Consider the following 12,363-nt stretch of genomic DNA (forward strand, 5'->3'; position numbering starts at 1 on the left):
GCCCCCCGGGTGCCTTTTACGGCCTCCGTGTACCGCAGCTGGAGTACGCCGTCTCCACCCGGTCCGCACCCCCGGCGGTACCCGTGTCCGCGCCGCCCGCTGCCTGGGTCACGCGCCCCGGGGGCGTACCAGTCCCGACTCGTAGGCGATGACGACGAGTTGGGCGCGGTCGCGGGCGCCGAGCTTCGCCATGGCCCGGTTCACATGGGTCTTGACGGTGAGCGGGCTGACCGCGAGGCGTTCGGCGATCTCGTCGTTGGAGTGCCCGCCTGCGACCTGGACCAGCACCTCGCGTTCGCGGACGGTGAGCGCGTCCAGCCGCGCGGCATGGGCGGCGGCGTCGGGCAGTTCGTCCGTGGAGGCCGCCTGCGCGAGGAAGGTGGCGATGAGTCCCTTGGTCGCGACCGGGGAGAGCAGCGCCTCGCCCGCGGCGGCGACGCGTATCGCCTGGAGGAGTTCCTCGGGTTCGGCGCCCTTGCCGAGGAACCCGGAGGCCCCGGCCCGCAGCGACTGCACGACGTACTCGTCCACCTCGAAGGTGGTCAGCATGACGACCCGTACGCCGGACAGCGCCGGGTCCGCGCCGATCAGGCGGGTCGCGGCGAGGCCGTCGGTGCCGGGCATCCGGATGTCCATCAGGACCACGTCGGGGGCGGTGGCGCGGGCGAGCTCCACCGCCTGGGCGCCGTCGGCCGCCTCGCCGACGACCCGCATGTCGGGTTCGGAGTCGACCAGCACCCGGAACGCGCTGCGCAGCAGCGCCTGGTCGTCGGCGAGCAGCACCCTGATCACGCTCACGCGAGTCCCCCCGTACGGTCCGGAGCGCCCGGGCGGGCGTCCAGGGGGAGGATCGCATGCACCCGGAACCCGCCGCCGTAGCGGGGGCCCGCCGTGAGGGTGCCGCCGAGCGCGGTGACGCGTTCGCGCATGCCGAGGAGGCCGTGGCCGCCGCCGAGTCCGCCCTGGGCGGGGACCGCGGGGGTGCCGCGCCCGTTGTCGAGCACCGTCACCTCGGCCACGGCCCCGACCCGTACGACGCTGACCTCGGCCTTCGTACCGGCTCCGGCGTGCTTGCGCACATTGGTCAGGGCCTCCTGGACGACCCGGTAGGCGGCCAGGTCGACGGCGGCGGGCAGCGGGGCGGCCTGCTCGGGGCAGGCGACCTCGACCGGGAGTCCGGCGTTGCGGAAGGTTTCGACCAGATCGCCGAGGACGGCGAGACCGGGCGCCGGTTCGGTGGGGGCGGTGGGGTCGCCGGACTGGCGCAGCAGCCCCACGGTGGCGCGGAGTTCGTTGAGCGCGGAGCGGCTGGCGTCCCGTACGTGCGCGAGCGCCTCCTTGGCCTGGTCCGGGCGCTTGTCCATGACGTGGGCGGCGACCCCGGCCTGGACGTTGACCAGCGCGATGTGGTGCGCGACGACGTCGTGCAGGTCGCGGGCGATGCGCAGCCGCTCCTCGGCGACCCGGCGGCGGGCCTCCTCGTCCCGGGTGCGCTCGGCGCGTTCGGCGCGTTCCTGGATCGCGTCGATGAAGGCCCGGCGGCTGCGTACGGCGTCCCCGGCCGCCCCGGCGAGGCCGGTCCAGGCGACGACGCCCAGGTTGATCTGGCTGTACCAGGGGGCGGCGCCGAAGATCATCGCGGTGGCGGCGAGGGCACCGCTGGTGACCAGCCCGACCCGCCAGGTGGTGGGCCGGTCGGTGCGGGAGGCGACGGTGTAGAGGGCCACGACCGCGCTCATCACCACCGGTCCCGGCGGGTCCACCACCACGAACTCGACGACCGACAGGCAGCAGGTGAAGCCGAGCACCTGGAGGGCCCGCCTCCTGCGCAGCACCAGCGCCGCGCCGCCGAGCAGCATCAGGACGACGCTGGACACGGCGGGGGTCCGCGAGCCGAAGGAGGGCCCGTGGTGGCCGGGGCCGCCGGAGTCGGCGAAGGACGCCACGAGCATGGTCCCGAGGACGGCGAGGGCGAGCGCCGCGTCGAAGGCGAGCGGGTGGTCCCGCAGCCAGCGGCGGGCGCGCGCGAGTCCGGTTCCGAGGGTGGTCACGTCGGGCAACGGTACGGCGTGCGGGAAGCGGGGCGGCCGGAGCGGCGGGCATCGCGCTCCGGTACGCCCCCGTGCACGTACGTACGCCCCGTGCGCACCCCGTACGCATACGCCGCCGCCCGCCCGGAGGTCCGGGCGGGCGGCGGCGTGGAGTGGAGTGGCGCAGAGCGGAGTGGCGTGGAGTGCTCGGTGTGCGAGTGCGTCGGATCGGGTCCGGTCAGCCGGGGATGAGCCCGTCGTCGTGGAGCATCGCGCGGACCTCTTCGAGGGTGGCGTCGGGAGACGGCAGGATCAGCTCGGACGGCTCCAGGGAGTCGTCCGGCAGCGGCGACCCCAGCTCGCGCACCCGGCCGAGCAGGGCGTGCAGCGTGGTGCGGAAACCGGGTCCGTCGCCGCGCTCCATCTCCGCGAGCAACTCGTCGTCGAGCGCGTTCAGCTCGGCGATCGCGCCGTCGGCCAGTTCTACCTGGCCCTCCCCCATGATCCGTACGATCATGACCGTCCTCAGCTCTTGTCGTACCGGTGCGGTGACTGCTGCTGGGAGCCGGGCGCGGTGTCCTGGGAGCCGCCCTCGATGGCCTGCTGGCCCGCCGAGGTGCCGCCGGCCAGTTCGGCCTTCATCCGCTGGAGCTCCAGCTCCACATCCGTACCACCGGAGATGCGGTCCAGCTCGGCGGCGATGTCGTCCTTCGCCGTGCCGGTGGGGTCGTCCAGGGCGCCGGAGGCCAGCAGCTCGTCGATCGCGCCGGCCCGGGCCTGCAGCTGCTGCGTCTTGTCCTCGGCCCGCTGGATGGCCAGGCCGACGTCGCCCATCTCCTCGGAGATGCCGGAGAACGCCTCACCGATGCGGGTCTGCGCCTGGGCCGCGGTGTAGGTGGCCTTGATCGTCTCCTTCTTGGTACGGAAGGCGTCGACCTTGGCCTGGAGCCGCTGGGCCGCGAGAGTGAGCTTCTCCTCCTCGCCCTGCAGCGTCTGGTGCTGCGTCTCCAGGTCGGTGACCTGCTGCTGGAGGGCGGCGCGGCGGGAGAGCGCCTCGCGGGCGAGGTCCTCCCGGCCGAGCGCGAGCGCCTTGCGGCCCTGGTCCTCCAGCTTGGACGACTGGCCCTGCAGCTGGTTCAGCTGCAGCTCCAGCCGCTTGCGCGAGGTCGCCACGTCGGCGACTCCGCGGCGCACCTTCTGCAGCAGTTCCAGCTGCTTCTGGTACGAGTAGTCGAGGGTCTCGCGCGGGTCCTCGGCCCGGTCAAGGGCCTTGTTCGCCTTCGCGCGGAAGATCATTCCCATCCGCTTCATGACACCGCTCATGGGCTTCGCGCGCCCCCTTCTTGACGACTGAACTCCAGCACTCCGACAGAACCCACAGTACGGGCCCCGCATCCATTACCGCACTGTTCGGGGCCCGATGTGCTCCTCCCCAAGGACGACTGCGGCGGGCGGCCGCTCCCGCCCGAGGAGTACGCGACGGATGCGGGCCGACCGGGGCGGATGCCCCTGTCGCCCCGGTGCCGCGCCGGTGGGTACAGCGCTGAGGACGCGGGCCGTTGCCGGATCGTTCCCGCCCGGTCCGACTGCCCGCCCACCGGACCCCGTACCCTTGGGTTTTGTGTTCCGTAGCCGTTCCAAAGAAGAGAAGGCCCCCACCGGCAAGGTGACGGCGGACCTCTCCACCCAGTCCCGCGACCCCCAGGCTCCCAAGGGTCGCCCCACGCCGAAGCGCAGCGAGGCACAGACGCAGCGGCGTCGCGCCTCGACCACGCCGGTCGACCGCAAGGAGGCGGTGAAGCGCTCGCGCGAAGCACGCCGGGTCGACATGGCCAAGCAGCGCGAGGCCCTCGCCTCCGGCGACGAGCGCTACCTCCCGACCCGCGACAAGGGCCCGGTGCGGCGCTTCACCCGCGACTTCGTGGACTCGCGCTTCAGCATCGCCGAGTGGTTCCTGCCCATGGCAGTGATCATCCTGGTCCTCAGCGTGATCCAGATCCGGAACATCCAGAACATCTCGCTGCTGCTCTGGCTCGGCGTGATCGTGCTGATCGTGCTGGACTCGATCGGCCTGGCGTTCCGGCTGCGCAAGCAGCTGCGCATCCGCTTCCCGGACACCCCGCAGCGCGGCGCCGTCGCCTACGGCCTGATGCGTACGCTCCAGATGCGCCGGCTGCGGCTGCCGAAGCCGCAGGTCAAGCGAGGAGAGCGGCCCTGACCGCGGGAGCCTCGGGATTCGCCGGAGGCTCCTCGACCTGGCTCTCGGGCCTCGGCGGACTGCGCAACGTCGTCCGCCAGGAGCTCGTGGCCCGGCAGCTGGACGAGCAGATAGCCGCCCGCTTCCCGGTGGGGCGGCGCCTGCGCGTCCTCGACGTCGGGCTGGGCCAGGGCACTCAGGCCCTGCGCCTGGCGCGGGCCGGTCACTCGGTGACCGGCCTGGACTCCGACCCCGAGATGCTGGCGTCGGCCCGTGAGGCGCTGGAGCACGAGCCGGAGGGCATCCGCGAGCGCGTCCGGCTGATCGAGGGCGACGGCTCGGAGACCGGTGTCCACTTCCTGCCCGGCACCTTCGACATGGTGCTCTGCCACGGCGTACTGATGTACGTCGAGGAGCCCGACGCCCTCCTGGCGGGGCTGGCCCGGGTGCTGGCGCCCGGCGGCCTCCTCTCGCTGGTCGTACGGAACGGCGACGCGCTCGCGATGCGCCCCGCGGCGGCCGGCGACTTCGGCTCGGCGCACGCCGCCTTCGACAGCGCCCGCTACACCAACCGGCTCGGCCTCCGGGTCCGGGCCGACCGGATCGACGCGCTGACCGCCACCCTGGCGGGGATCGCGGCGCCGCTGCATGCCTGGTACGGGGTGCGCGTCTTCACGGACAACACCCCGGGCGACACCCCGCTGCCCGGGCCCGCCGAGCTGGAGCAGATCTTCGCCGCCGAGGAACGGGCCGGGCGGACCGACCCGTACCGGCGGGTCGCCGCGCTGCTCCACCTCTGCGGCGTACGCGGCGAACGGACCTGAGGGCCTGACGGCCCTCCCCCCCCGTCGCGGCGGGGCGGGCCTCCGGGCGACCGGGGCGGTCCGACGCGTCCGGCAGGTCCGGCGCCCCCGGCGGGACGTGTGCGCCGGGCGGGTCGAACGCGTCCGCCCGCGCCGGTCTCCGTACGGTCCGTTCGGCCCAGCAGCACCCGCCGCCCGGCAGGGACGAACGGGATACTCCGGACATGGACGCATCCCCCTCCCGCAGCCGCGCGCGCCGGCTGCCGCTGTCCCTGGCCGCAGGTCTCGGCGCTCTCGCCCTGGTGAGCGGCTGCTCCGACTCCGGCACGGACTCCCCCGCCCCCTCCGCGTCGGCGGCCCGGCAGGGTTCCGCGTCCCGTGCCGTGGCGGAGCTGGAGTCCGACTACCAGCGGGTCATCAATGACGTGCTGCCCTCCGTCGTCCAGATCCAGACCGCCGACGGGCTGGGCTCCGGCATCGTCTACGACGACGACGGCAACATCGTGACCAACGCGCACGTCGTCGGCGACGAGAAGTCCTTCAAGGTCAGCGTCGCCACCGGGGAGAAGGTGCTCGACGCCTCCCTGGTCTCGTCCTACCCGGACCAGGATCTCGCGGTCATCCGCCTCGACGACAAGCCGGACGGACTGCGGGCGGCGAAGTTCGGCGACTCGGAGAAGGTCGAGGTGGGGCAGATCGTGCTGGCGATGGGCTCGCCGCTCGGCCTGTCCAGCAGCGTCACCCAGGGCATCGTCTCGGCGCTCGGCCGGACGGTCAGCGAGTCCCGGTCCGGCGGCGGCACGGGGGCGACCCTCGCCAACATGGTGCAGACCTCGGCGGCGATCAACCCGGGCAACAGCGGGGGCGCGCTGGTCAACCTGAACAGCGAGGTCATCGGCATCCCGACGCTCGCGGCCACCGACCCCGCCCTCGGCAACAGCGCGGCGCCCGGCATCGGCTTCGCGATCCCGGTGTCGACGGTGAAGACCATCGCGGACCAGATCATCGACAAGGGCAAGGTCACCGACTCGGGGCGGGCCGCGCTCGACATCACCGGCCGCACGGTCGTCGACGACGACTACCAGCCCGCCGGTGTGGCGCTGGTGAGCGTGGTCCGGGGCGGGGCCGCGTACGACGCGGGGATGCGGGTCGGCGACATCATCACCCGGATCGGGGACACGGAGGTCACCACGATCACCTCGCTCGCGGAGGCGCTCGCCGGCGAGCAGCCCGGGGACCGGGTCAAGGTGACGTACACCCGCGGCGGTACCACGCGGACGGCCGAGGTCACGCTCGGGGAAATCTGACCCCGTCGGTCGGGCGGGTACGGGGGCGGGCGGTCCGGGAGTCCCCCTCCCACCCGCTCCCGTCCGGTCAGACGGTCTCCGCCTCCGGGCCGGACGCGGCCGCCGCGTCGGGGGAGGCAGCGCCGGTGGCGCCGTCAGCAGTACCGGGCTCCGGGTCCGGTTCCGCGCCGGGCTCCGGGTCCGGTTCCGGGTCGGGCTCCGGCGCTTCCGCGTGCAGGCTCATCGGGCCGTAGATCTTCGTGGAGTCGTCGAAGAGCGTCACCTGGTCCGCCCCGCCGTCCAGGAGTTCCTTCCAGAACTCACCGATCCAGGACTCCGCGTCACCCTGCGTCGTGAATTCCTCCGGCTGCAGCGCCGGCTCCGTCTCCGTACCGTCGGACTTCTCGAACCGCCACGTCCACGCCATGTCAGCCTCCTGGGTCCTGTTGCTGCCCCGAGCCTAGGGCCTCGACCCGCGATCCTGCCGCGATCGTCCGGAAGATTGCCGCCCCGGGTGCCGGGAACCCGTCCTCGGGCGGCGCCCGAGGGGCCCGCGGACGGTCCGGCGGGGCCCGTGGTCCGGGGAGCGGGGGCGGCCGGGCGCGCACCCCCGGCGCGCACGCGGCAGGATCAAGACGTGGAACTGACTCTCCTCGGCACCGGAGCCCCCGGCGGGCTGCCCCGGCCCGACTGCCCCTGCGCCGTGTGCGCGACCGCCCGCGGCACATCCGCGCGGGCCACGACGGCCCTCCTCGTCGACGACGCCGTGCTGCTCGACCTCACCCCGGGCGCGGCGCTCGCCGCCGCCCGCGCGGGGCACTCGCTGGCCGGGGTGCGCCAGGTGCTGCTGACCCGCCCCCAGAACGGCCCCGCCGTCGAGCTGCCCCTCGGGCTCCCCCGGCCGGGGCGGGTGCCGGACGGTCAGGTGCTCACGCTGATCAGCGGGCACCGGGTGCGGGCGGTCCCGATGGACGCGCCGGGCACCGGGTACGAGATCACCTCCCCCACCGGCGAGCGGCTGCTCTACCTGCCGCAGGGCGCCGCACCGGCCGGGCTCGCCGAGCCGTTCCCGGAGCCGTACGACCTGGTGGCCGGCGACGTGGTGGGGCGGCCCGACGCGCTGGCGCGGCTGCGCGCGGTGGACGCGGTCGGGCCGCTCACCGAGATCGTCGCCGTCCACCTGGACCACGACGCCCCGCCCGGGGCCGAGCTGGACCGCCGGCTCGCGGCGGCGGGGGCCCGGGCGGTGCCCGACGGGACGACGCTGGTGGCAGGGGAGTTCCGCCCGCTCCCCGAGGTGCCCCGGCGCACCCTGGTGACCGGGGGCGCCCGGTCGGGGAAGTCGGTGGAGGCGGAGCTGCGGCTGGAGACCTTCCCCGACGTGGTGTACGTGGCGACGGGCGGCCGGCGGGACGGGGACACCGAGTGGGCCGCCCGCATCGGGCTGCACCGGGAGCGCCGGCCGTCCGCCTGGCGCACCGAGGAGACCTGCGAGGTGGCGGAGCTGCTGCGGGCGGACGGGCCGCCGCTGCTGATCGACTGCCTGTCGCTGTGGCTGACCGACGCGATGGACCGGGTGGACGCCTGGGACGACGGCCGGTGGGCGGACGGCGGCGAGAAGGCGCTGCGGGCGCGGGTCGAGGAGCTGGTCGCGGCCGTGCGGCAGACCTCGCGGACCGTGGTGGCGGTGACCAACGAGGTCGGTTCCGGCGTGGTCCCGGCGACGGCCGCGGGGCGGCGGTTCCGGGACGAGCTGGGGCGGCTGAACGCGGCCTTCGCGGCGGAGTGCGAGACGGTGCTGCTGGTCGTGGCGGGGCTGTCAGTGGTGCTGCGGGGGTGACCGCCGGGGCGGCCGGAGGGTGCCCCGGCCCCGCGTCGGAACCGGGCCCGCGTCGGAACCGGCCCGGTTCGGGCCCGAACCGCTCCGGCCTACCTCAGGCGGTTGAGTACGGCGGTCGCCATGGCCTGCTCGCCCTTGGCGTTCGGGTGGGCGGGAGCCGCGGGCGAGGCCGGTACGAGCGGCTCGATCCAGCGGTCCTCGGGAGCCTTGCACATGTCGCGCCCGACGGTGGGCCCGTAGGTGTCGACGTACTCCGCACGGTTGCGGACCGCCACCGTGCGGAGCATCGCGTTGAGCCGCTTCTCGGTGTCCCGCAGATAGGGGAAGTCCCCGGCCGCGAAGGGCACCGCGGGAAAGCAGCCGCTGCCGTCGTCGGGCAGCAGATCGGGGTAACCGACGACCAGCACCCGCGCGTGCGGCGACCGCGCGTGCACGGCCCGCAGGATGCGCTCGATCTTCGGGGCCGTCTCCGCGACGGCCTCGGTCAGCCGGTCCGTACCGGAGGAGGTGTAGTGGCTCCGGCACGGGTCGCCCGCCGGATCCTGGACGCCCAGACCGGCGCAGGTGGCGATGATGGACCCGAACCCGACGTCGTTGCCGCCTATCTGGAGGGTGACGAGACCGGTGTCGCGGCCCAGTGCCTGCAGCTGCGGGGGGTTGGTGCCCTGCGCGGTCCACATCTGCTCGGTCGTCGCGCCGCCGCAGCTCACGTCCTCGAACGCGGACGCCTTCTTCCGCTCGGCGACCAGGGAGGGGTAGTTGCGGGTGGAGCGGGCGCAGGCGAGGTCGGCCTGCGGGAGGATGCCCGGGCCCGACGTGTACGAGTCCCCGAGCGCTACGTAGCGCGGACCGTGCGCCGGGCTCCCTCCGTGCCCGCTGCCGCGACCGTGCCCGGCGCCTCCGCCGTGCCCGGAACCGCTGTGGCCGGCGCCTCCGTCGTGCCCGGATTCCCTGCCGTGCGCGGCGGCCGGAACCACCGAGGCCATGAGCAGCACGCAGCTTCCGAGTACGGCCCCCACCGCCACCGCCCGTGCCCGCCGCCGTGCCGCCGTACCCGTACCCGTACCCACAAGTCCCTTGTCCGCCATGTGTGTTCCTCCCCGTAAGACCCGGACGCCGACGACACGACGGAGCTTGTATACCGCCGGGTAGCTCCACGCGGCCAGAGGCAGGCGGCGGCAATCTCCTCCACCGGCTCTCCCCGGGCTCCCCCGCCCGCCCGGAACACCCACGGCGGCCGAGGCGCGGGCGGAGCCGTCGGCCCGGTGGCCTCGGGGCCGGTCGGGGAACGGCGAGGCGGATACTGTCCGGATACTGTTCCGCAGGGAGCCCGCCCGCGGGCTCCGGCCCCCGACGCAACGACCCGCGAGGCAGACCTCCGTGAACCTGGACGACTTCTCCGATCTGATCGAGCGCCCCGACGGCGGTGTGCGGCGCGACGCCGAGGACCGCCGGGGGCGGCTGATCGTCCCGCCCGGCGCGCTCGGCCGGCTCGACGAACTGGGCGAATGGCTGTCCGCCGCACAGCAGACCGTGCCGGTCCGGCCGGTGGACCAGCCGCGCGTGGTGCTCTTCGCCGGTGACCACAAGATCGCGGAGCTCGGCGTCTCCGGCCGCGCCGCGGGGAGCGCGTACGAGCTGGTCCGCGCCACCCTGGACGGGGCGAGCCCGCTGGCGGTGCTGGCCCGGCGCTTCTCGGTGCCGGTACGGATCGTCGACGCCGGCCTGGACTGCGACCCGGAGCTGCTGCCGGAGTCCGTGGTGCGCAGCCGGGTACGGCGGGGCGCCGGGCGGATCGACGTCGAGAACGCGCTGACCGCCGAGGAGGCCGCCGAGGCCGTGGCGCTGGGCATCCGGATCGCGGACGAGGAGGCGGACTCCGGTACGGATCTGGTGGTGCTGGGCGACCTCAGCGTGGGCGGCACGACGGCGGCCTCCACTCTGATCGCCGCACTGTGCGGCACCGACGCCTCGGTGGTGACCGGGCGCGGCGGCGCGGGGATCGACGACCTGGCGTGGATGCGCAAGTGCGCCGCGATCCGTGACTCGCTGCGCCGGGCCCGTCCGGTCCTCGGGGACCAGCTGGAGCTGCTGGCGACGGTGGGCGGCGCGGACCTCGCGGCGATGACCGGGTTCCTGCTCCAGTGCGCGGTGCGCCGGCTCCCGGTGATCCTGGACGGCGTGGTCTCGGCCGCCTGCGCGCTGGTGGCTCAGCGGGCCGCGTTCCGGGCTCCGGACTGGTGGCTGGCCGGCCACGCGAGCGGGGAGCCGGCGCAGGCGAAGGCGCTGGACCGGATGGCGCTGACGCCGCTGCTCGACCACGGGGTGACGGTCGGCGGAGGTGCGGGCGCACTGCTCGCCCTCCCGCTGGTGCGGGCCGCCGCCGCGTTCGCCGCCGAACTACCGGAGCGCGAGCCGGAGAAGCCCGCCGAGGAGCCGGACACCGAGCCGGACGCCGAGCCGGACGAGAAGCAGGTCGACGAGCGGGGCGCCGCGGTGGCGGACCCGGCCGTCTGAGTACGGGTCAGGGCTTCGGGCCGGGCAGCGGTACCCGGTCCGGGGCCCCGCCGATCAGGTCCTGGAACCTGCGGCGGGGCCCGGCCCACCGCACGTCGTGGTGGTAGGCGCGCAGCACCGCGCGGGCGCGGGCCTTGTGGCGTCGGCCGTAGAACCGCTTGGCCCAGGGCGAGGCGGGGCGGGCCAGGCGGAGGGCGCCGATCACCGCGACGAAGGGGACGAGGGCGCCGACGACCGCCATCCGCGCCTTGCCCTTGAAGAGCGCGACGAGCACGAAGAGGAAGTTGACGATCATCGTCAGGACGAGGCCGAGCCGGCCGTTCTCCTGTTCGTCCGTCAGCTCGTCCACCCCGAGGGGCGAGAAGCCCGCGAGGGCCAGCAGCACGAGCGAGGTCGTCAGCACGACCATCTCGACGCTCTGGCGGCCCTGCTCCGTCCAGTAGACGTCGTCCAGGTGCAGGATCAGCGCGAACTCGTCCAGCACCAGGCCCGCCCCGACCCCGAAGATCACCGCGAAGACCCCCGCGGTGACGCCGTGCTGGCCGCTGGCAACCGCACCGAAGCCGCCGAGGACGGAGAGCACGACGCCGGGGACGACGTGGTGGACGTGGACCCCGCCCGGGGTGATGTTGCGGAACGGCCCCTTCCCGGCCCGGATCATGCGGGTGATGGTGCGGGTGATGGCGAAGGTCAGCACGAACGCGGCCAGCGCGAGGAGCAGCGGCAGCTTTCCCGGTTCGGTGATGTTGGTGTGCCACCAGTGACCCATGCCACCCTCTCCCGATCAGCCATCCTTGTGCATATTCGTCACATATTGTCCGATCGGGGGGCCTTGCGCACGCACTACCGTGCTCGCGGTGACCTCCCTGAACAGCCACGGCCTCCGCTTCGCCTTCGGCACCCTCACCGTGCTCCCCGTCCGCGTCACCCGCTGGGACCGTGACACCGCCCGTGCGGGCATGCTCCGCGCGCCGCTCGCCGGGCTCGTGGTGGGGCTGCTGGCGGCGGTGCCCGGTTCGCTGGCGCTGCTGGCCGGCTCGGGTCCGCTGCTCGCCGCCGTCGCCTCCGCCGCCGTACCGGCCGTACTCACCCGGGGTCTCCATCTGGACGGGCTCGCGGACACGGCGGACGGGCTCGGCAGCGGCAAACCGGCCGAGGACGCGCTGCGGATCATGAAGCAGTCGGACATCGGGCCGTTCGGTGTGATCACCCTGCTCTTCGTGCTGCTGGCCCAGGTCGCCGCCGGTTACGAGCTGTACGGGCGGGGCTGGGAGCAGGGCGCGGCGGGCACGGTGGTGGCCGGCGTCGCGGCCCGTCTGGCGCTGACCCTGGCCTCGCGCCGCGGCGTCCCGGCGGCCCGCCCGGAGGGGCTGGGCGCGGCGGTGGCCGGGACGGTCCCGCGGGCGGGGGCGGCCCTGGTCTCAGTGGTCGCCGTCGCGGTCTGCGGCGCGGCCGGAGCGGTGTCCGGGGCGGACGGGGCCGTGCACCACGCGCTCGCCGCGCTGCTGGCCCTCGGGGCGTCCGACGTGCTGCTGCGGCACTGCGTGCGGCGGTTCGGCGGGGTGACGGGCGACGTGTTCGGCGCCGTGGAGGAGACGGCGGCCACGGCGGCCCTGGTGGTGCTGGTGCTCGGCTGACGGGAGGCCCGTGCGGCCGTGCGCGGGCCGAGGGCAGTGCGGCCGCCCGAGGC

At 74.6% G+C, this 12,363-nt stretch carries 12 protein-coding genes and 1 pseudogene; 6 read left to right on the plus strand and 7 right to left on the minus strand.

Annotated elements, in window-relative coordinates:
- Positions 1–108: 108 nt before the first annotated feature.
- From ACWCWD_RS34270 to ACWCWD_RS34285, 4 genes are all read right to left on the minus strand, one after another.
- Complete coding sequence (locus tag ACWCWD_RS34270; protein ID WP_450779096.1) at positions 109–798, minus strand: response regulator; 690 nt, start codon at positions 796–798, stop codon at positions 109–111.
- Positions 795–2,051, minus strand: coding sequence for a sensor histidine kinase (locus ACWCWD_RS34275; protein ID WP_450779098.1), 1,257 nt, complete (start codon positions 2,049–2,051; stop codon positions 795–797). The genes ACWCWD_RS34270 and ACWCWD_RS34275 overlap by 4 nt, the downstream gene beginning before the upstream one ends.
- Positions 2,052–2,268: 217 nt before the next feature.
- Complete coding sequence (gene pspAA, locus ACWCWD_RS34280) at positions 2,269–2,547, minus strand: PspA-associated protein PspAA (RefSeq protein WP_390962810.1); 279 nt, start codon at positions 2,545–2,547, stop codon at positions 2,269–2,271.
- An 8-nt stretch (positions 2,548–2,555) separates the two neighbouring features.
- On the minus strand, positions 2,556–3,341 hold the full coding sequence (locus ACWCWD_RS34285) for a PspA/IM30 family protein (RefSeq protein WP_266703513.1): 786 nt from the start codon (positions 3,339–3,341) through the stop codon (positions 2,556–2,558).
- A gap of 310 nt (positions 3,342–3,651) precedes the next feature.
- On the opposite strand from ACWCWD_RS34285, the gene ACWCWD_RS34290 reads away from it, so the two are divergent.
- The 3 genes from ACWCWD_RS34290 to ACWCWD_RS34300 all read left to right on the plus strand — a co-directional run bounded on the left by ACWCWD_RS34290 (position 3,652) and on the right by ACWCWD_RS34300 (position 6,337).
- On the plus strand, positions 3,652–4,248 hold the full coding sequence (locus ACWCWD_RS34290; protein WP_450779101.1) for a DUF3043 domain-containing protein: 597 nt from the start codon (positions 3,652–3,654) through the stop codon (positions 4,246–4,248).
- A 59-nt stretch (positions 4,249–4,307) separates the two neighbouring features.
- Positions 4,308–5,051, plus strand: a complete 744-nt coding sequence (locus tag ACWCWD_RS34295; RefSeq protein ID WP_450779138.1) for a class I SAM-dependent methyltransferase — start codon at positions 4,308–4,310, stop codon at positions 5,049–5,051.
- Positions 5,052–5,254: 203 nt separating this feature from the next.
- Complete coding sequence (locus ACWCWD_RS34300) at positions 5,255–6,337, plus strand: S1C family serine protease (protein ID WP_450779103.1); 1,083 nt, start codon at positions 5,255–5,257, stop codon at positions 6,335–6,337.
- A gap of 205 nt (positions 6,338–6,542) precedes the next feature.
- Here ACWCWD_RS34300 and ACWCWD_RS34305 read toward each other — a convergent pair.
- A pseudogene (locus ACWCWD_RS34305) lies at positions 6,543–6,743 on the minus strand (hypothetical protein); the annotation flags it as partial.
- Between the two features lie 210 nt (positions 6,744–6,953).
- Here ACWCWD_RS34305 and ACWCWD_RS34310 point away from each other — a divergent pair.
- Positions 6,954–8,156, plus strand: coding sequence for a bifunctional adenosylcobinamide kinase/adenosylcobinamide-phosphate guanylyltransferase (locus ACWCWD_RS34310; RefSeq protein ID WP_450779105.1), 1,203 nt, complete (start codon positions 6,954–6,956; stop codon positions 8,154–8,156).
- 89 nt (positions 8,157–8,245) lie between these two features.
- On the opposite strand, the gene ACWCWD_RS34315 is transcribed toward ACWCWD_RS34310, so the two are convergent.
- Positions 8,246–9,244, minus strand: a complete 999-nt coding sequence (locus tag ACWCWD_RS34315) for an SGNH/GDSL hydrolase family protein (protein WP_450779107.1) — start codon at positions 9,242–9,244, stop codon at positions 8,246–8,248.
- Positions 9,245–9,536: 292 nt separating this feature from the next.
- Between ACWCWD_RS34315 and cobT the strand changes: the two genes are divergently transcribed.
- Complete coding sequence (gene cobT, locus ACWCWD_RS34320) at positions 9,537–10,673, plus strand: nicotinate-nucleotide--dimethylbenzimidazole phosphoribosyltransferase (protein ID WP_450779109.1); 1,137 nt, start codon at positions 9,537–9,539, stop codon at positions 10,671–10,673.
- A 7-nt stretch (positions 10,674–10,680) separates the two neighbouring features.
- On the opposite strand, the gene ACWCWD_RS34325 is transcribed toward cobT, so the two are convergent.
- Positions 10,681–11,442 (minus strand): hypothetical protein, encoded by a 762-nt coding sequence (locus ACWCWD_RS34325; RefSeq protein WP_450779111.1) that lies wholly within the window; start codon positions 11,440–11,442, stop codon positions 10,681–10,683.
- Positions 11,443–11,530: 88 nt separating this feature from the next.
- Here ACWCWD_RS34325 and ACWCWD_RS34330 point away from each other — a divergent pair, with 88 nt between their 5' ends.
- Positions 11,531–12,310, plus strand: a complete 780-nt coding sequence (locus ACWCWD_RS34330; protein ID WP_450779113.1) for an adenosylcobinamide-GDP ribazoletransferase — start codon at positions 11,531–11,533, stop codon at positions 12,308–12,310.
- The last annotated feature ends 53 nt before the right edge of the window (positions 12,311–12,363 follow it).

The sequence above is a fragment of the Streptomyces sp. NPDC001493 genome, from assembly GCF_053597235.1.

Bases quoted from the DNA above. Each gene is read 5' to 3' on its own strand.
- ACWCWD_RS34325 (WP_450779111.1), bottom strand. From the start codon at position 11,442: ATGGGTCACTGGTGGCACACCAACATCACCGAACCGGGAAAGCTGCCG.
- ACWCWD_RS34315 (WP_450779107.1), bottom strand. From the start codon at position 9,244: ATGGCGGACAAGGGACTTGTGGGTACGGGTACGGGTACGGCGGCACGG.
- ACWCWD_RS34285 (WP_266703513.1), bottom strand. From the start codon at position 3,341: ATGAAGCGGATGGGAATGATCTTCCGCGCGAAGGCGAACAAGGCCCTT.
- pspAA (WP_390962810.1), bottom strand. From the start codon at position 2,547: ATGATCGTACGGATCATGGGGGAGGGCCAGGTAGAACTGGCCGACGGC.
- ACWCWD_RS34300 (WP_450779103.1), top strand. From the start codon at position 5,255: ATGGACGCATCCCCCTCCCGCAGCCGCGCGCGCCGGCTGCCGCTGTCC.